The organism is Nocardia sp. NPDC050412, assembly GCF_044458825.1.
GTDB lineage: Bacteria > Actinomycetota > Actinomycetes > Mycobacteriales > Mycobacteriaceae > Nocardia.
The window spans coordinates 682,075-700,248 of the sequence record NZ_JBITIJ010000003.1; the positions used below are offsets into that span (position 1 = coordinate 682,075).

The 18,174-nt window shown below is 65.2% G+C and carries 18 protein-coding genes; 9 read left to right on the forward strand and 9 right to left on the reverse strand.

From position 1 onward, the window contains the following. Window position 1: 1 nt before the first annotated feature. Genes ACIBI6_RS11045 through ACIBI6_RS11080 form a run of 8 tightly spaced genes read right to left on the reverse strand, consistent with a single transcriptional unit; the run spans window position 2 to window position 7,775 of the window. Window positions 2-814: a carbohydrate ABC transporter permease gene (locus tag ACIBI6_RS11045; protein ID WP_396955890.1), complete on the reverse strand. Its 813-nt coding sequence runs from the start codon at window positions 812-814 to the stop codon at window positions 2-4. Beyond that, window positions 804-1,745: a carbohydrate ABC transporter permease gene (locus ACIBI6_RS11050; RefSeq protein ID WP_396955891.1), complete on the reverse strand. Its 942-nt coding sequence runs from the start codon at window positions 1,743-1,745 to the stop codon at window positions 804-806. Before ACIBI6_RS11050 ends, ACIBI6_RS11045 begins: the two co-directional genes overlap by 11 nt. After that, window positions 1,746-2,597: a metallophosphoesterase gene (locus ACIBI6_RS11055; protein ID WP_396955892.1), complete on the reverse strand. Its 852-nt coding sequence runs from the start codon at window positions 2,595-2,597 to the stop codon at window positions 1,746-1,748. Further along, window positions 2,594-3,967: an ABC transporter substrate-binding protein gene (locus ACIBI6_RS11060; protein WP_364339515.1), complete on the reverse strand. Its 1,374-nt coding sequence runs from the start codon at window positions 3,965-3,967 to the stop codon at window positions 2,594-2,596. Before ACIBI6_RS11060 ends, ACIBI6_RS11055 begins: the two co-directional genes overlap by 4 nt. 36 nt (window positions 3,968-4,003) lie before the next feature. After that, the gene (locus ACIBI6_RS11065) at window positions 4,004-5,131 is read right to left on the reverse strand and encodes an ABC transporter ATP-binding protein (protein ID WP_396955893.1); all 1,128 of its coding nucleotides are present in this window, start codon (window positions 5,129-5,131) and stop codon (window positions 4,004-4,006) included. 8 nt (window positions 5,132-5,139) lie between these two features. Beyond that, a complete protein-coding gene (locus ACIBI6_RS11070) occupies window positions 5,140-6,033 on the reverse strand; it encodes an alpha/beta fold hydrolase (protein ID WP_396955894.1) in 894 nt (297 codons plus the stop codon). Continuing rightward, the gene (locus ACIBI6_RS11075; protein ID WP_396955895.1) at window positions 6,030-6,608 is read right to left on the reverse strand and encodes a YiiD C-terminal domain-containing protein; all 579 of its coding nucleotides are present in this window, start codon (window positions 6,606-6,608) and stop codon (window positions 6,030-6,032) included. The genes ACIBI6_RS11070 and ACIBI6_RS11075 overlap by 4 nt, the downstream gene beginning before the upstream one ends. A 9-nt stretch (window positions 6,609-6,617) precedes the next feature. After that, window positions 6,618-7,775, reverse strand: a complete 1,158-nt coding sequence (locus ACIBI6_RS11080) for an acyl-CoA dehydrogenase family protein (RefSeq protein ID WP_396955896.1) — start codon at window positions 7,773-7,775, stop codon at window positions 6,618-6,620. A gap of 144 nt (window positions 7,776-7,919) precedes the next feature. On the opposite strand from ACIBI6_RS11080, the gene ACIBI6_RS11085 reads away from it, so the two are divergent. From ACIBI6_RS11085 to ACIBI6_RS11095, 3 genes are all read left to right on the forward strand, one after another. Then, window positions 7,920-8,852 (forward strand): PDR/VanB family oxidoreductase, encoded by a 933-nt coding sequence (locus tag ACIBI6_RS11085; RefSeq protein ID WP_396955897.1) that lies wholly within the window; start codon window positions 7,920-7,922, stop codon window positions 8,850-8,852. Window positions 8,853-9,010: 158 nt separating this feature from the next. Then, a complete protein-coding gene (locus ACIBI6_RS11090; protein ID WP_396955898.1) occupies window positions 9,011-9,709 on the forward strand; it encodes a hypothetical protein in 699 nt (232 codons plus the stop codon). A 201-nt stretch (window positions 9,710-9,910) separates the two neighbouring features. After that, on the forward strand, window positions 9,911-10,687 hold the full coding sequence (locus tag ACIBI6_RS11095; protein WP_396955900.1) for a DUF4913 domain-containing protein: 777 nt from the start codon (window positions 9,911-9,913) through the stop codon (window positions 10,685-10,687). A gap of 8 nt (window positions 10,688-10,695) precedes the next feature. On the opposite strand, the gene ACIBI6_RS11100 is transcribed toward ACIBI6_RS11095, so the two are convergent. Next, a complete protein-coding gene (locus tag ACIBI6_RS11100) occupies window positions 10,696-11,916 on the reverse strand; it encodes an ROK family protein (RefSeq protein WP_396955902.1) in 1,221 nt (406 codons plus the stop codon). A 148-nt stretch (window positions 11,917-12,064) separates the two neighbouring features. On the opposite strand from ACIBI6_RS11100, the gene ACIBI6_RS11105 reads away from it, so the two are divergent. From ACIBI6_RS11105 to ACIBI6_RS11130, 6 genes are read left to right on the forward strand one after another with little or no spacing between them, the layout of a single operon-like run. After that, on the forward strand, window positions 12,065-13,111 hold the full coding sequence (locus ACIBI6_RS11105) for a substrate-binding domain-containing protein (protein ID WP_396955903.1): 1,047 nt from the start codon (window positions 12,065-12,067) through the stop codon (window positions 13,109-13,111). Further along, window positions 13,102-14,622, forward strand: a complete 1,521-nt coding sequence (locus ACIBI6_RS11110; RefSeq protein WP_364339535.1) for a sugar ABC transporter ATP-binding protein — start codon at window positions 13,102-13,104, stop codon at window positions 14,620-14,622. Before ACIBI6_RS11105 ends, ACIBI6_RS11110 begins: the two co-directional genes overlap by 10 nt. Further along, a complete protein-coding gene (locus ACIBI6_RS11115; RefSeq protein ID WP_364339537.1) occupies window positions 14,619-15,659 on the forward strand; it encodes an ABC transporter permease in 1,041 nt (346 codons plus the stop codon). The genes ACIBI6_RS11110 and ACIBI6_RS11115 overlap by 4 nt, the downstream gene beginning before the upstream one ends. Before the next feature lie 19 nt (window positions 15,660-15,678). After that, on the forward strand, window positions 15,679-16,563 hold the full coding sequence (locus ACIBI6_RS11120; RefSeq protein ID WP_364339539.1) for an SMP-30/gluconolactonase/LRE family protein: 885 nt from the start codon (window positions 15,679-15,681) through the stop codon (window positions 16,561-16,563). Further along, a complete protein-coding gene (locus ACIBI6_RS11125; RefSeq protein ID WP_396955904.1) occupies window positions 16,560-17,174 on the forward strand; it encodes a bifunctional 4-hydroxy-2-oxoglutarate aldolase/2-dehydro-3-deoxy-phosphogluconate aldolase in 615 nt (204 codons plus the stop codon). Before ACIBI6_RS11120 ends, ACIBI6_RS11125 begins: the two co-directional genes overlap by 4 nt. A 55-nt stretch (window positions 17,175-17,229) precedes the next feature. Beyond that, the gene (locus ACIBI6_RS11130) at window positions 17,230-18,174 is read left to right on the forward strand and encodes a sugar kinase (protein WP_396955905.1); all 945 of its coding nucleotides are present in this window, start codon (window positions 17,230-17,232) and stop codon (window positions 18,172-18,174) included.

Sequence of the window (18,174 nt, forward strand, 5' to 3'; positions counted from 1 at the left end):
ACTACTTCAACCCCGACCGCACGAAGGCGTTCACGATGTGCCGCTGCAGCAGCAGGTACATCAGCAACACCGGCAGGCAGGCCAGGCTGGCCAGCGCCATCATCGGCCCCCACTGATCACCTTCGGTGCCCATGAAGCTGCGTAAACCCAGCTGGAGCACGCTGTTGGATTGGCGGAGAACGACTGCGGGCCAGAAGTATTCATTCCAGGCGTTGATGAACAGCAGGATGGCCAGGGCGGCGAGGGCGGGGCGGAGGTTGGGGACGACGACGGTCCACAGGATGGACCAGGAGGAGCGGCCGTCGATTTTGGCGGCGGCGACGAGTTCCTTCGGAAAGCTGGCCATGTGCTGGCGCATCAGCAGCACCGCGAGTGCCGAGCACAAGGTCGGCAAGACTACGCCGATCAGGGAGTTGACCATCCCGAGCCGGGTGAGCAGCACATAGTTCGGCAGCATCGTCACCTGGAACGGAACCAGCCAGGTCCCGACGAACGCGAGGTACAGGATCCGCTGGAACGGAAAGGTGTACATCGCGAACGCGTAGGAGGCCAACAGCGCCACCAGCAGCTGTCCGGCCGCGGACAATGCCGCCACGAAGAAGGTATTGCCGATCAAGCCGAGTACATCGACCTTCTCGGCGGCATCGGTGTAGTTCGCGAACGAGATCGGCCAGGGGAAGGGCGAGAGCGAGGTGACATCCTCGGGCCGCCGCAGCGAGGTGGCGAACAGCCAATAGATCGGAAAGACGCACACCACAGCGGTGACCGCGAGCAGCAGATGGCTGCTCGCGGTCCGCAAACGATCAATCATCATGGAAGGCAACCCTTTCCGAGATCCACACCAGGATCCCGGCGATCACTCCGAATCCGGCGAACAACAGCACGCCGGCCGCCGCACTGAGCCCGGCGTCGAAACTATGGAAGGCGTAGTCCCACAGCAGGTAATAGATATTGGTGGTGGCCTGGGCCGGCCCGCCCTGTGTCATCGAATCGATGAGCGGGAAGGTCAGTGTGGGACTGAGCAGTACGGTGGTCAGCACCAGGAACAGCAGCGTGGGGGACAGCAGCGGCAATGTGATCCAGCGCCGGATTTGTCCCGGACTCGCGCCGTCTACCTGCGCCGCCTCGTCGTAATCGCCACTGATACCGGCCAATCCGGCCCACACCACCAGCACCGCGAACCCGAGCAACTGCCAGCCGGTGATCCCGATGACGACGGCGTGCGCGGTGCCCGCGTCATATACCCAGTTGCGATTCGAGCCGAGCACTTGATCGACGAAGCCGCTGCCGGGATGCAACAGCCAGCGCCAAACTGCCGCTGCCGCAACGGGAGCCACCAGGAACGGCACGAATATGAAGGCGTGATAGATGGTCCGGCCCCGCGCCCTTCTGCTCGCCAGCGCGATGAGCACCGGCAGGACAACGGTGAACGGCAGCATGCCCACGATCAGCACCCCGGTCCGCCCGACCGAATCCCAGAATGCCGGAAGTGCCACCAGCCGTGCGTAATTGCCGGTGCCGACCGGCTTCATCGGCGAGGTCGGCAGGAGATTCCACGAGTAGGTGGACAACTCGAATGCCTGCACCAGCGGCCGATAGATCCACACCACCAGCAGAAACAGCGCGGGCGCGAGATACAGGTAGGGCACCACGAACTGCCCCGCCCGGCGGAACCGGGCGCGGCGGCGGGTCTGCGGCACCGGCACGGTATCCGGTGCCGCAGCGGGCATTTCGACTACGAACATCTACCTGGCCTCAGCGGCCAGCGCGGCCAGCTGTTCGAGTACATCGGCTTCGGCGCGGTCGTAGACGGTTTCGGCGGGCGTGGCCTCGATCGCGGTGGCCACCAGCGTCGTACCGAGCAGATCGATGCGGCTGTAACCGAATCCGGTCAGGCCCCGGTGCCGTCCGAGCGGCGCGATCGTATCGATGCGGTACGCCAGTGCGGGCCCGATCCACACCGGAATGCCGCCGAGCGCGGCCGCACCTGTCAGGTGGTTGTGCCCGCAGATGATCAGCCGCACATCCGATCCCGCAAGCACTTCCTCGAGTAACTCCGGCTGCTCGAGCCGCAGATATTCGGTCGCGGCGACCGGTGACGGAATCGGCGGATGGTGCAGCACCAGCAACGTGCCGTGCTGTGCGGGTTCGCGCAACTGATCGGTCAGCCAGTCGAGCTGTTCGGGCTCGAGCCGCCCGTCGTGCCTGTGTGGTGTGCTGCTGTCGAGCGAGATGATCCGCAGTCCCGCGACGTCGACCACCTGGTCGTGGGTGACGTCCGGGTCGACCGAATCCAGACCGAGCAACTCGATGCCGAACGCGGTGCGCTCGTCGTGATTGCCCATCGTGTACACCGTCCGCGCGCCGAGTTCGGCGGCCACCGGCTCCACCGCATCACGCAGCCGCCGATATGCCTCCGGTGACCCGTTATCGGTCAGATCTCCCGATAACACCAGCGCGTCGATGCGCTGCCGCGAGGCCCGCAGCTGCTGCAGCACCTGGGTGAGGTTGGCGTAGGTGTCGATCATGCCGTGTACCCGTTCCCCGGTGGCCCGGATGTGGGTATCGGTCAGCTGAACGACGGTCACCGTGCTCATGACGCGGGCAGGAGTTTGGCGCCCTGGTCCCGGGCGGTGGTCAAGGTGGGCTGGGGATCTTTGCCCTGGAACACAATCGACTCGACCGCGTCCATCATGCCGTCGCGGATCTGCAGATAGTTGGTGCCCGGCATGGAGGTCCACGGCTCCATATTCGCCAGCTGCGCGACGTTCGGCTTCAGCAATGGGTTCTGCTCCGACCAGGTCTTCAGCCCGTTCGGATCGTCCATCAAGCCGGTGCGCAACGGCAGATATCCGATGCCCTGCGAGATCTTGGTGTAGGCGTCCTCACTGGTGAGGAACTTGATGAGCTCCCAGGACGCCCGCTGCTTGGCCGGGTCATTGGACAGAATGTGCAGCGACGCACCGGAATTCGTCGGCACGGTCGGCTTGCTGCCGAAACTCGGCATTGGTGCCGCGCGCAGATCCCACTTGTCCTTGGCGCCGGTGACGAAGGTGCCCTGGATCGCGCTGGTCTCCAGGATCATGCCGATCTCACCGCGCGCGAACGCTTCATAGCCCTGCTTTTGGTTGAACTTCGGCATACTTCCCGAATCGACCAGCTGCTTGCTCATCTGGGTGACCTCGACCGCGGGCGCGTCCGCGAACGACAGCGCCTTGCGGTCGTCGGAGATGACCCGGCCGCCATTGGAGCGCACCATCGACTGGAAGCACCAGTCCTTGGCGGTCTTGGTCAGGCAATCGATATACACACCGCCCTTGCCGGTCTTCCCGGTGATCGCGGCGGCAGCATCGGAGACCTGCTGCCAGGTGGCGGGCGGCTTGGCTGGATCGAGCCCGGCCTCGGTGAACAGCGAGGCATTGAAATACAGGACGGGCGTGGAGAATACGAACGGGACACCGTAGGTGTGGCCGTCCCAATCCGCGAGCGTGCGCGCCTTCGGGGCGAACGGGTACTTGGCCCCGTCGAAGTTGCGCTGCACCTCCGGCTCGGAAACCAGCGTGTCCAGCGGTTTGGCGCCGAGCTGGTGGATGGTGTAGTCGAGATCGCTGAAGCCGAGCTGCGCGACATCCGGTGGGGTACCCGCGACCATCTGGTTCTGAATGCTGGAGATGGTGTCGGTGGCCGGATTCGGGCTATTGCCCTGCGGCTTCTGCGCGGTCACCTTGATATTCGGGAACTTCTTGCCGAAATCGGCGATCAGCGCGTTGAAGGTGTCGGTCCACGCGCCGGCGAGACCGTAGTTGTAGGACTCGAACACGATGGACACCTGCTGATCCGGCTTCAGTTCCGGGATCTGGGCGGTGTCGGCATTCGAGTCGGTGGTGGTGCTCCCGAGTCCGCCGCAGGCGCTGAGCGCGACGGTGGTTGCGAACACCAAGCCCAATACGGGCACGGTGCGTTTCACGGTGGTTCTCCTCATCGATGAAGGGGTTGTTACGAATCAGGCGACGGCGACGACAGTGCCATCGGCTACCGAATCCCGTTGCGGCTCTCGCCAATTCAGGCGCAGTCCGGATGCGGGGTGGAACAGGTGCAGGTGCGCGGGATCCACGCGCAACCCGATCGGCTCCTCGGCGCGCACGCCGGCCGGACGCGGTGCGCGGGCGCACAATGTCTGCTCGCCGGTGCTGAAATGGATCAGTTCCTCGCTGCCCAGGTTCTCGACCATCGTCACGTGCCCGCGGATGGCGGGGTCGGAGGAGTCGATGCGCAGTTGTTCGGGGCGGATCCCGGCGACGACGTCGACGTCAGCATCGAAATCCGCTGCGGTGATGTCCAATTCGGTGTCAATGCCATCGGCCACCAGGAACAGGCGGCCGTCGCGCTGGGTGACCGCCGCGGGAAACAGATTCATCGGCGGCGCACCGAGGAATCCGGCGACGAAGGTCGAGCGGGGACGGTCGTAGAGTTCGGTCGGGGTGCCGACCTGCTCGACCTGACCGTCATTGAGCAGTGCGATCCGGTCCGCCATGGTCATCGCTTCGACCTGGTCATGGGTGACGTAGAGGAATGTCGCTCCCAATCCTCGATGCAGCGCAATCAGTTCGGCCCGAGTGGCACTGCGCAATTTTGCGTCCAGATTGGACAAAGGTTCGTCCATCAGGAACGCACCGGGATCACGAACCATGGCTCGAGCCAAGGCAACTCGTTGTCGCTGTCCGCCCGATAACGCGGCGGGTTTGCGGCGCAACAACTCGTCCAATCCCAGCGCTGTCGCCACCTCCGCAACCCGCGCAGCGATTTTCGCGCGCGGTGTGCGCCGCGCCCGCAAGGGAAAGCCGATGTTCTTCGCCACCGTCAGATGCGGATACAGCGCGTAGCTCTGGAATACCATGGCCAGGTCCCGCTGCTGCGGTGCCCGATGGGTGATATCGGTGTCGTCCAGCTGGATTCGGCCACCGGTCGGATCCTCCAGACCCGCGATCATTCGCAGCAGGGTGGATTTGCCGCAGCCGCTCGGTCCGAGCAACACCATGAACTCACCGTCGGCGATCTCCAGGCTCACCTCCCGCACCGCATAGGTCGTGCCGAAGTGCTTGGATACCCGCTCGATGCGCAGTCGTGCCACCAGATCCCCTAGACCGGCAGCTCGCCCGCGACGACCCAGGTCGCCACCCGGGCCGCGATCGCCGGTGCATCCTTGACCCACTGGAAGTGATCGCGGTGCTCGACCGGCGCATGCTCGTCGATATGCCACTGGGTGACCCGAGCGTTCGGCATTCGGGAGACCAGGAAGTCGACGTTGGACTTCGGCCCGAGCACATCCTCCGACAGCGAGATGACCAACACCGGCAACGTCATCCTACGCAACAACGTATTGTATTGCCGCGCTGTGCCTTTCGGACGATAATAGCTGGTCAGCGAGTGCATCGACCAGTCCCGCATCACGCGGCCCGGCATCGGTGCGGGGATCAGTACGCCGCCGGGCCAGTGCCCCTTCCAGCGCGAAACCAAGCCGATCCACTGGATCTGGCTCAGCGCCTCGAACCAGCGGCGCGGCCCGAATGCCCACCAGAACACCGTGCCGGTCCCGATCACGGTCACTCCGGCGACCTGGTCGGGCTCGGCGGCCGCGAACAACAGCGCGAGCTGGCCGCCGAGACTGTGCCCGAACAGGTGGATCGGCGCCTCCGGAAAACGGGCGCGGACCTCGGAAACTACTGCGGGCAAATCGATTTCCAACATTTCGCGGTAGCCGAAATCGCTGTGCTGCCCGAACTCCGGCTTTGCCTCACCGTGGGCCCGCAGATCACAGGTGGCGACCGAAAGGCCTTGGGCATGTAGTTCTTTGGCGAGGCGCAAATAGCTCTTCGCCTTCATCGCCATGGCGGGCAGTATCAGCACCACGGGCGCATCGGACTTCTTGGCGGGTAGGAAGCGGACGATGAACTCGACGCCATCGGCGGTCGATACCGTGGTCGACTCCAAAGTGCTGAATTCCGAATTTTTCTGGGGTGCGGCGCTGGTCACTGGTCCGCCTCCGTGATCGCGATATCGCAGACGTAGTCGAAGGTGAACTTCGCGACGATCACATCGGCCTCATCGAGCAGCACTGCCTTGCCGGACAATTCGAAACGGTTCGAAGCGGTGGCGGCCAGCACATCGGCGAGTTCACGCTGATCGACGGTGGCGATGGCGCGGATCCGCCCGACCGCCGGTTTGCGATAGGACGCCGTGCCAGCGCGCAGCACCAGTCGCTCGACGGTGTCCAGGCGAGTCGCGGCCGCACCGACGAAGGCCGCCGCGCCACCGATATCGGCGGCGGTGAACAACGCACCGGCGTGCACGGTGCCCATATGGTTGCGCACGGTGTCCACGGCGGGAATCTCGACGACCGCCCGCTCCGGTGAGATCTCGGTGATCAGAGTGCCGACGTGTCGTCCGAACGGCACCATCTCCTGCGATACCGCCCGTAGATATTCGTAATCGACCGCAGCACAATCGAGTTCGGGATAGGCGGCGGCGAATCCGACGATTTCACGCGTAGGCCCACCCGTCACCCGGCCGCCACCCCTCATGGAATCGCTTCGCGATATCGTAGTCATTTCTCTCCTTCAGCGATTGCGCAGTGCGCGACGGGCAATGGACCAGCGCAGTACCTCGGATGGCCCCTCATAGATGCGGAAGGCCCTGGCCTCCACCAGGAATCGGGCGACCAGGTAGTCCTCGCAGACACCGAGTCCGCCGTGCAACTGCACCGCCCGATCGAGCACCCGCCAGACCGCCTCCGAGACGAAGGTTTTCGCGATCGACGCATCGTGGCGCGCCTGCGAGGATGTCGGCCCCTGCTCGTCGATGGTCTCGGCCGCCGTGCGGATCACGCCACGGGCCGCGGCGATGTCGATCTCGTTATCGGCGACGAGTCCCTGCGCCAGACCGTGATCGGCGATCGGCACACCGAAGGCCTTTCGGGTGCTGATGTGTTCGATGGCGAGGTGGTGCGCGCGCACGGCGAGGCCGAGCCAGTTCATGCAGAACACCAGGCGCGACGGCGCGAGCCGAACCTGGGCGAGTGCAAGTCCCTGACCGACCGCGCCCAATACGGCGGAATCCGGTACCGCACAATCGACGAAGGCGACCTCGCAGTGTCCGCCCGGTGCACTGGAATGGTCGAGCGTCGGCATTCGACGACCGATCTTCAGCCCCGGATTGTCCTGGTCCACCAGGAACATGGTGGGTCCGTCACTGGTCTGCGCGACACAGATGGTGAAGGCGGCGCCCTGCGCGCCGGTGGTGAAATGCTTGGCGCCGTTGATGATCCAGCCGTCATCGGTCTCTTCGGCAACGGTCTGCAGCATGCCGGGATCGGATCCGGCGCCCGGTGCGGGTTCGGTCATCGCAATGGCTGAACGCACCTCACCGGCAGCCAGCGGCGCGAGATAGCGCTGCTGCTGTTCGGCATCGGCCACATGGGCGAGCAGGTGGATGTTTCCGTCGTCGGGTGCCCAGGCGTTCACCGCGATCGGGCCGAGCAGACTGGCACCGGCCGCTTCCAACACCCGCGCCTGGGCCCGGGTGTCCAGGCCGAGTCCGCCGTACTCCGGGGCGGACAGCGGGCCGAAGACGCCCGCCTCCTTCGCCTTCTTCTGTAGTTCGAGCCGCAGCGCGTCGTCCATGACGCGCCCGTCGACGACGACCTCGCGTTCCACCGGAATTACCTGGTCACGTATGAACTGGGTGGTCTTGTCCACCAAATGCGCCACAGTGGTCATGGCGTCAGTTTCGGTGGGCGGGCGGCGTCCGAGTCGGGTCGATAGTCAACGTCGATTGTGCGAATCGACTGCGCATTCGTCCGGTGCGGATCGGTGCTGTCTCGGCGACGGTAGTCGCGAAGACGAGATAGCCGAGGGGACCAGATGACGGAGTTTCCGGTGCGGGTGTCGGCCCGCCGTGACGAGGCCGAGGGTGTGTTCTCACTCGAGCTGTGCGCGGTTGCGGGCCGAGAACTGCCGTCGTGGACACCGGGCGCGCATATCGACGTGGCGGTCGGCGCCGCGGGGGTCCGCCAATACTCGCTCTGCGGTGATCCGGCGGATCGGCGGCACTGGCGGATCGCGGTGCTGCGCGAACCCGAGGGACGTGGTGGGTCGGAATATCTGCACCTGACCGCATTTCCGAATACCGAGCTGCGTATTTCCCGCCCCCGCAACAACTTCGAGTTTCTTGTGCGCGACAGCTATGTATTCGTCGCGGGCGGTATCGGGATCACCCCGATTCTGCCGATGCTGGCCGCTGCGCAGGCTTCGGATGCACGGTGGGAGTTGTACTACGGCGGCCGGACTCGAGGACATATGGCGTTCGCCGACGAGATCGCACGCCGCTATCCATGGGCGCGACTGCTGCCGCAGGACGAGCACGGACTACTACCGCTCGGCGACATCCTCGCCGAGCACTCCGATTCCGCGATCTATTGCTGCGGGCCAGAACCGCTGCTGGCGGCCGTGGAAACCGAGGGGGCGCGGCGCAATTCGGACGTGCATGTCGAACGGTTCGTGCCGCGGCCGGTGGCATCCGCAGCGCGCGGCTCCTTCGAGGTCCGATTAGCGAGCAGTGGAGAAACTTTCCGCGTCGGCGCCACTCAGTCCATTGTCGACGTCCTCGATGCCGCAGGGATCGAGATCATCACCTCATGCCGCGAAGGCACCTGTGGCAGCTGCGAAACCGCCGTGCTCGCAGGCGATATCGACCACCGCGACTCAGTGCTCACCGTCGAAGAGCAGGCACGCGGCGACACGATGATGCTGTGCGTCTCCCGGGCGGGGTCGGAGGTGCTCGTCCTCGACCTGTGACCGAGCGCAGCGAGGCAACCACCTGACGGGTCGCAGCGGAGCCGAGCGCCAGCGAGGCAGAGCTGTGTGACCTCTGAACCTGTCGGCGCGATCCGCGACCGGCATGCGGCGCGCTCGCGCGCCGACGTCCCCGAAAATCCGAGAGGAAAGTAATAACGATGAGGAAAATCGTTGCGGCGGCCGCCGGACTGGTCGCCGCAGTCGGGATCGCCGCCGGTACGGCCGGTGCGCAGACCGACGGTGACGAAGCGGTCGGATTCACCGCCTCCGCCACCGATACCCAGACCATCATCAAGACCGACGCGGGCGCCATGGTCGTCGAGGACGGTGTCTTCAAGATCAAGGCGAGCAACGGCACCGTGCTCACCGGAATGCCGCTGAGGTTCCGCGTCGACGACTTCGAGTTCCCGATCGCCGCCGATATCGCCGACCGCTCGGCCACCCTGACGCCCGAGTTCGACATGGCGCACGCGACCTACAAGCCGGTCGCGCTGCCCTTCGAGGACAAGGCACCTTGGAAGAACGAGTACGACCGTGAGCAGGCCGCCTGGTCCCGCATGACCAGCACCATCGCCATGGGCGCCACCATCGGCACCCTGGTCGGCGGCCTCAGCGGCGGCGCCATCGGCTGTGTCCTCGGCGGTATCGCCGGCGCCACGGTCGCCTCGGCCGCCATCATCGGCCTGTTCGGCGCGTTCATCCCGGCTGCCGCCATCGGCTGCCTCGGTGGCATCGTCGCGGTAGGCGCCCTCGGCACCCTGGCCGGTCAGATCTTCATCACCGCCCCGGTCGCCATCGGCGCGGCCATCCAATACTTCTCCACTATCAACCAGCCGCCGTTCCCGCCGGCCAAGTAGATAGCGAAGAAGAACCCAACGGCGTTCGTTGGGGGACACCCGACCCCGCCCGGTTCCTCACCCCGGGCGGGGTCTTCGCGCTGTGCTGGCGGCCCAGTCGGCGAAAATGTCGGCGGCCACGAGTACTCTCGGATTTCAAATGTATGTGGGGGCAGGATGTTTCGCGGCCGCGACATCGAGAATTCGGGAGGTGCGTCCGCGGTGAGCGAAGCGCAACCGTCGTCGACGATTTATGAAAACGTAGTCGAGTTCGTCGAGAATTACCTGGGCCCGGTCTATCGGCGACACGTGAGTGATCTCAGTGACACGCAGTGGTGTCCGGAATGGTGGAAGCACGCCGAGGCCACGATACGTCTGGATGCCCTGTGGCGGGCTTGGGAGTACTACCGGCTCGATGGCGGAGCAGGCATCAGCGTGTGGCTCAACGATCACGCCGATCGGCACATGCGCAGACTACTCGACCAACGCGGCCCCTTCACGTACTGCAACGTAGGTGATGGTCACCAAGACATGCTCGATCCGATGCCCTTGAAATCGCCGCCACCACATCTGTTTCCCGATCCCATCCGGTCCGACTCCGAAACCGCTACCGACAGCGGGCGGGTCACTGTCTACCGGGACGTCGTCGAGTATGTCGAGAACTATCTGAGCTTGGTCTATCGGCGGCAAGTGAGCGGCTACGTGGTGTGGTGTCCGGAATGGTGGAAGCATGCAGAAGCCATCGCCCGCCTGGACGCCCTCTGGCGGGCTTGGGAGTACTACCGGCTCGATGGCAGAGCAGGTATCAGCGTGTGGTTTCTCGAGCATGCCGACCCACACATGTTCGAATTGCTCGATCGACGCGGCCCGTTCGAATACTGCGGCGAGCTCGGCGGTCACCAAAACACGCTCGCTCCGCTGCCATTGCGGTCACCGCCACCGAACATATTCCGTGATCCGATCGTGGCGGATCTCGAAACCGAATCGGACAGTGCATAAGTCATCGGCTAGGTGGTCGAGCGGATGGCGCGGCGGGCGGCGATGGAGCCGAAGGTTTCGCGGTCGGCGAGGAAGCCTTCGAGGGCGAAGGTGGCGGCGCCGAGGCTGACGGGGTTGTGGGGGAGAGTGCACAGTTGCAGGGTTACCGCGGCGAAGGGGTCGGACATGGCGTGGTGGGCGGCTACACGGCGGGTTGCGTCGAGCAGACGTTCGCCGAGGACGTTCGCGACGAGGTCGCCGAACACCATGGTGCGGGGGTTGAAGAGGTTGACCAGGTTGGCGACGGCGACACCCAGGTAGTTGCCGGTCTTTTCGATGACCTCGCTGGCGATGGGGTCGTCGCTGGCGGCGATGGCCGCGATGGTGGCGGTATCGTCGGCCGCGAGTAGTGGGCTGGCCGGTGCGATTTCGCGCAGAGTCCGGACGATGCCGCGTGCGCTCACATAGGCCTCGACGCAGCCGTGACGTCCGCAGCGGCATTCGCGTCCGTCGATGACGAGGTTGGTGTGCCCCCACTCGCCCGCGCTATTGGTCACGCCGCGATAGAGCGTGCCGTCGATGACGACGCCGATACCGACTCCGGCGCGCAGCGTGACGACGATCAAATCGTCCACATCCCGCCCGGCTCCGAACCAAAGATGTGCTGCCGTACTGGCTTTCAGTGGATTGTCGAGATACAGCGGATGCGGCACCCGCGGTTGCAGCAGCGATTTCAACGACACGTCGTGCCAGTCCCAGTACGGCGAGAACACCGAAACACCGTCTTCGGGTTCCACCAATCCCGGCACGCTCAATCCGACGCCGAGCACCCGCTCCGCATCGTCGGCGGTCAGCTCGCCGATGCCGCGAACGATCAGCTCGGTGACATCCTCGGGCCGGGTGGCCGCGGGATCCACCGGAATCTCCACCGACCGCAGCACCGACATCGCCAGGTCGAAAAGGTCGAAATGAATACTGGTTTCGGCGATATCGACCCCGACGAGGGTGCCGCGCGCCGGATTGATCGCGAGCTGTGCGCGCGGCCGCCCGATGCCGGGCGCGTCGTAGCCGAGTTCGGCGAGCACCCCGACATCGAGCAGTTCGGCGATCATATTGCCCACGGTCGCGAACGAGAGCCCGGTGGTGCGGGCGATCTCCTGACGGCTGGTGTGGCCCTCGGCGGCGTAGACCGCCTGCAGTACGTAGAACCGATTCCGGCGGCGGATATCGCGCGCGGTCAGCTGGTACACGGTCGGGCCATCTCCTTCCGATTGATATTCGCAGACGCTACCCGAGCACTTCTGACAAGACTATTTACAACGGTTATCCGAAGTCCTACTGTAACCCAGGTCACTACACGACGCCGAGTGCCCGGCGCAGTATTCAGAGGAGCACCCCATGTCCTGGACCCACCGAAGCCGTTGGACCAGAGCCGTTTTCTGCGGGGTATCGCTCGCGTTGGCCGCATCGGCCTGCTCGTCGGGCAAGGACGATTCGCAGGCGACCGGTCCGCAGCACACCACCGGTGCGATCAGCCTGGTTTACGCGCAGAAGCAGGGCGATCAGGAGTACTTCATCGGTGAGGCCGAGGGCGCGAAGGCGAAGGCCAAGGAGCTGGGCATCGATCTGAAGGTGGTGAATCTCGGCAATGACGCGAACAAGGCGGTCACCGAGGTACAGAACGCGGTCAACCAGAAGGCCAGCGGTGTGATCGTCGTGGTGCCCGATCCGTCGGTCGGTCCGCAGGTCGCCCAGCTCGCGAAGGCTGGGGGTGTCGCGCTGCTGACCTCCGATGACCAGGTCTGTACGAACGGGCCGGATCCGTCGTCCTGCGCGAAGGACAATCTGGTGCCGCGGGTCGGCTTCAGCGGCACCCAGATGGGCACCGAGGTCGGCACCCGCGCCGGTCAGGACTTCAAGAAGGCCGGGTGGAAGCCGGAGGAGACCGCGATCATCGATGCCTGGAAACAGGATGTGACCGTGTGCACCGACCGGGTCAAGGCCAACGAGAAGGCCTTCAAGGAGGCCGCCGGCGTGGACGTCAAGGTGATCGAGGTCGGCACCGACAACACCCCCTCGGACGCCCAGAACAAGATCTCGGCGACGGTATCGGGCAATCGGTCGGTGAAGAACTGGATTGTCATGGGGTGCAACGACGAGAACGTCAGCGGCGGCGTCGCGGCGATCCAGAACGCCGGATACTCCGCCGACAACGTGCTCGGCGTCGGCCTCGGCGCCTATCTGGCCTGCAAGGAATGGCGCGGCGGCAAGCCGACCGGCTTCAAGGCGGCGCTGTTCATCAATGGCAAAGACGTTGGCGCATTGTCGGTTCAGACGATCTACGACTACCTGAAGAACGGCAAGCAGATGCCGTCCGAGGCCTACGCGCCGACCAAGATGGTCGACTCGACCAACTGGCAGCAGGCGGGCGTCACATGCAGCTGACCGGACTGCGGGTCTCCGGGCTGAGCAAGAGTTTCGCCGGGGTGCCGGCCCTGCGTGAAGTGAGCCTGGATTTTCCCGCTGGTGCGGTGACCGCCCTGATGGGTGAGAACGGGGCGGGTAAATCCACCCTGATCCGCATCCTCGGTGGCGATCACCGCCCGGATGGTGGCCGGCTCGAGTTGGATGGTGTGCGACTCGAGCTGGCCACCCCCGCCGACGCGCGGTCGGCCGGAATCCGGGTCATCGGCCAGGAACCGGAGATCGTGCCGCATGTTTCCGTCGCCGAGAATGTCTATCTCGGATCGCTGCCGCGACGCTCGGGCCGTCTGCTCGACCGAGCCGCCCTGCGCGAACGGATGCGCGCCGACCTCGCCCGACTCGGCTTCGACCGTGACCTCGATCCGGACACGGTCGGTTCGAAACTCACTGCGGCGCAACGCCAATTGGTGGAGATCATGCGAGCGTTGACCACCGATGCCAAGGTGATCGCCTTCGACGAGCCCACCTCGTCGCTATCGGACCACGAGACCGAATCGCTGTTTGCGCTGATCGGTCGATTGCGCGAGCAGGGCCTCGCGGTGATCTATGTGTCGCATCGGATGCGCGAGATCTTCCGGCTGGCCGATCGGGTCGCGGTGCTGCGCGATGGCGCGCTCGTCGGTGAGCGGGCCACGGCCGAGACCACCGATCGCGAGATCGTGCGGATGATGGTCGGCAGGGATCTGTCGACGTTATTCGCGCGCAAGCACAATACGCCGGGCCGGGTGGTCCTGGACGCGGATGCGGTGACCACCGACGATGTGACGGAGGTGAGTCTGCGGGTGCGCGCCGGTGAGGTGGTCGCGCTGGCCGGGCTGGTCGGCGCGGGTCGCTCGGAACTGGCCGGGGCGCTGGCCGGTGATCTGCCGATCCGCTCCGGAGAGGTGCGAGTGGACGGTAAGAAACTGCGTCTGCGGCAACCGCGAGATGCGGTGCGGGCCGGGATGGGGTACGCGCCGGAGGAGCGCAAGGCGCAAGCGCTGCTGCTGCATCGCGGTGTGCGCGACAATATTTCGCTCGCGATGCTCGACCGCCTACGGCGGCTGCGGTTCGTCCGGGGCGGCGAGGAGCGGCGACTCGCGCGTCAGTACGTCGACTCGCTCAGGGTGCGAACGCCTTCCATCGAGCAGGAGGTGCGCAAGCTCTCCGGTGGCAATCAACAGAAGGTCGTGCTGGCCCGCTGGCTGGCCCGAAAACCAAAGGTGCTCATCCTGGATGAGCCCACCCGTGGCGTCGATGTCGGCGCGAAAATCGAGATCTACCACATCATCGAGGAACTGGCCGAATCCGGCGTCGCGGTACTGGTGATCTCCTCGGAGCTACCCGAAGTGCTCGGCCTGGCCGACCGGATCGTGGTCATGCAACACGGCCGGGTCACCGGCGAACTGGACCGTGAAGAGGCCAGCGAGGAGGCGATTCTCGCGCTGGCCATGGCCGCCGACCTATCGCATACATCGCGAGGAAACCCATGACAGACCAACAACTTTCGATCCCAGCCGCCGTAGCCTCGCCTTCGGTGCTGGCTCGCGGCGCGGCAATGCGTCGGCTGGTGCAGGCAATCGGCACCGGAAATCTCAGTCTGATCGGCGCACTGGTGGTGGTCGTCGCGATCTTCGCCTGGCTCAACGACGGCTATCTGGATCCGGCGAATCTGGCCGGAATCGGTGAAGCGGTAACGGTTTTCGGTCTACTCGCGGTGGTCCAGACGGTTGTGATCATCTGTGGTGCGCTCGATATTTCGGTCGGCTCGCAGGCCGGTGTCGCGTCGGTGATCAGCGCGATGGCCTTCACCGCGACCGCTGACAATCCCTGGTTGGGCATTCTGGCCGCGATCGGTGTCGGGCTGGTGCTCGGGGCGATCAATGGGTTGATCATCGTCTACGGACGCGTCAATCCGGTGATCGCGACCCTGGCCACCCTGGCCGCGTTCAAGGGCGTCGCGCAGTTGATATCCGGTGGTAAGGCACAAGGTTTCGTACTGGGCGACGATGTGTTCATCTTCATCGCTCGCGGCAAGATCCTGGGTCTGCCGGTGCCGGTGGTCATTCTCGCGGTGGTCGCGATCGGTATGCATGTGCTGCTGAAGTACACCGATATCGGCCGCAATATCTATGCCATCGGCGGGAACGACACGGCCGCAAGGCTTTCCGGGATCAATATCAACAAGTACCTGATCGCGGTATTCGTGCTCGCGGGTGCGGTGGCGGCGATTGCCGGGATCATTCTGACCGCGCGGACCGGTTCCGGGCAGCCGGTCTCGGGTAGTGAAGGGCTCGAGCTGAAGGCGATAACCGCGGCGGCGTTGGGTGGGTGTGCGCTGAAGGGCGGTAAGGGCACGATCGGTGGCACGCTGCTGGCCGTTGTGCTGCTCGGTGCGCTGGACAACGGGCTGAACGTTGTTGGTGTGAATACGTTCTGGCAGAACGTCGCTCAAGGTTCATTGCTGGTGGCGGCGGTTGTTATTCAGCAGCGGCGCAGCGGGGAACGTGCGGTCGGGTTGCCGACCTAGAACCCGTCAGGAGCGAATGATGATCGAACTGAAAGCCGCTCGGTGCTCGCCGAGGCCGGGCAGGTTGTGTGAGGGACCGGTCTGGGATGACCGCACCGATGAGGTGCTGTGGGTGGATATTCCGGCGGGACGCATTCATCGCGCGACACTGCGCGACGGTGACCTCGTGCAGCGGTCCACCGTGGCAGTGGGAAAGCGGGTCAGCGCGGTCGTGCCGTGCGCATCGGGCGGGCTGATCGCGACTGCCGTCGACACCTTCCTGCATATCGCTGACGGCACAATGACCGAAGTAGCGACGCTATCACTGCCCGATGACGGGGTACGGCGGCGCATGAACGATGCCAAGGCCGACCCGTGCGGGCGACTGTTCGCCGGGACCATGTCCGAGGACGAAATCCCGGGCACCGCAGCGCTTTATCGACTCGATCCCAATGGGGGGCTGAGTACCGTGCGTCAGCAGGTGACGATCTCCAATGGTCTCGGCTGGAGCCCGGACGGTGCCACGGTGTATTACGCGGACAGCCCGACACATCGAGTCGAAGCCTTCGACTACGACTCGGCCACCGGCACTTTCAGCAATGGACGCACCTTCGCGGAGTTTCCGGACGGTCTGCCCGATGGTTTGACTGTGGACGCAAAGGGTTTCGTCTGGGTCGCGGTGTGGGGCGCGGGGCAGGTGCGTTCGTTCGATCCATCGGGTCGGCCGCATGCGGTGATCGATGTCGGCCCGGCGCAGGTCTCCAGTTGCGCCTTCGCCGGACCGAACCTGGATGTTCTCGTAATCACCACGGCCGCGGAGGGTTCCGCTGATCCGGATGCTGGGCGGCTGTTCACCTGTGAGCCGGGCGTGACCGGTCTTGCGACGAATACCTACTCCGATGCGAGGTTGGTGAGTAACCCATGACCGCTGATCGCGTCCTCACCCTGAATCCGCCGGTAATCGCAATCCTGCGCGCTCCGACGGCCGCTCGGTTCGCCGAGGTGACCGCCGTACTGCACGAGTCGGGCATCACGGCGGTGGAGTTCACGCTCAACTCGCCGGGGGCACTGGAGGCACTGCGCGACTGCGCCGGATTTGCCCACGCGGTCGGCGCGGGCACAGTGCTCACGGCGACCGATGCCGCTCGAGCTGTGGACGCGGGTGCGGCATATCTGATCACCCCGACGGTATGCCCCGAGGTCATCGCGGAGGGCCGCCGCATGGGTGTGCCGGTGATCTGCGGCGCGTTCACGCCCACCGAGATCCACGGTGCGTGGCAGGCGGGCGCGACCATGGTCAAGGTCTTTCCTGCCTCGGTCGGCGGTCCCGGCTATGTGAAGGCGATTCGGGGTCCGCTGAAGGAGATCCCGCTGGTGCCGACGGGCGGTATCGGGCTCGCCGATGCCAGGGCGTATCTGGATGTGGGTGCCAGGGCGCTCGGCATGGGCTCGCCGCTCGTCGGTGACGCGTGCACCGGCGGTGATCTGGATGCGTTGCGTGAGCGTGCGTCCGCGGTACGGAAGGCGTTGCTGTGATTGCTGTTTCGCGGGATCCGAATGCTGAGCCCCGCAGCGCGCGAAGGTCACGGCGATGACAGGCGGATTGGTAACTTTGGGCGAAGCACTCGGTGTCGTCGCCGCCACTGAGCCAGGCCCTTTGGCTCCCGGTGCGACAATGCGGATGGATTTCGCGGGCGCGGAAGCGACGGTCGCCATCGGCGTCCGCCGGTTGGGGCACGAGAGCGCATGGGTGGGCAGCGTCGGTGCCGATGCGGTCGGCACCATGATGCTCGATCGACTCCGCGCCGAACAGGTCGACATCTCGCGATGCCGAATCGATCCGGAACTGCCGAGCGGGCTGATGTTGCGTGAGCGGCGAACCGCCGATCACATGCGAGTCGCGTACTACCGCAAGGATTTAGCAGGATCTCGATTAGCGGCCGCCGATATCGACACTGCCCAGGTCGCCGCCGCACGGGTGCTGCATCTCACCGGCATTACCCCGGCACTGAGCCCATCCGCCCGCGACGCCGTCCACACCGCACTCGACGCCGCCGTCGATGCCGGGGTCACCGTCTCCCTCGATATCAACTACCGCCGCGCATTGTGGTCGGAAGCGGATGCGGCCGTGGAAGTTTCGAAGCTGGTGTCCCACGCCGACATCGTCTTCGCGGGTACGGACGAAGCAGCCCTGCTGGTACCGTCCGCTAGCCCCGGCATGATGGCGGAATCCCTCGCCGCACTGGGGCCTTCGCAAGTTGTGATCAAACTCGGATCCGAAGGCGCACTCGCACTGCACAACGACGAGCTGATCCGACAGCCAGCGGTGGATATCCGCAGCGTCGACCCGGTCGGCGCGGGCGATGCGTTCGTCGCGGGCTACCTCGCCGGTGTGCTCGACAACGGCTCCGTGCGCCACAGCCTGCAATTGGCCGCCACCTGCGGCGCATTCGCCGTATCCGTACCCGGTGATTGGGCTGGTCTGCCGTTCCGGCACGAACTCGGCCTGCTCATGGGCGCCGACATCAACCGATAG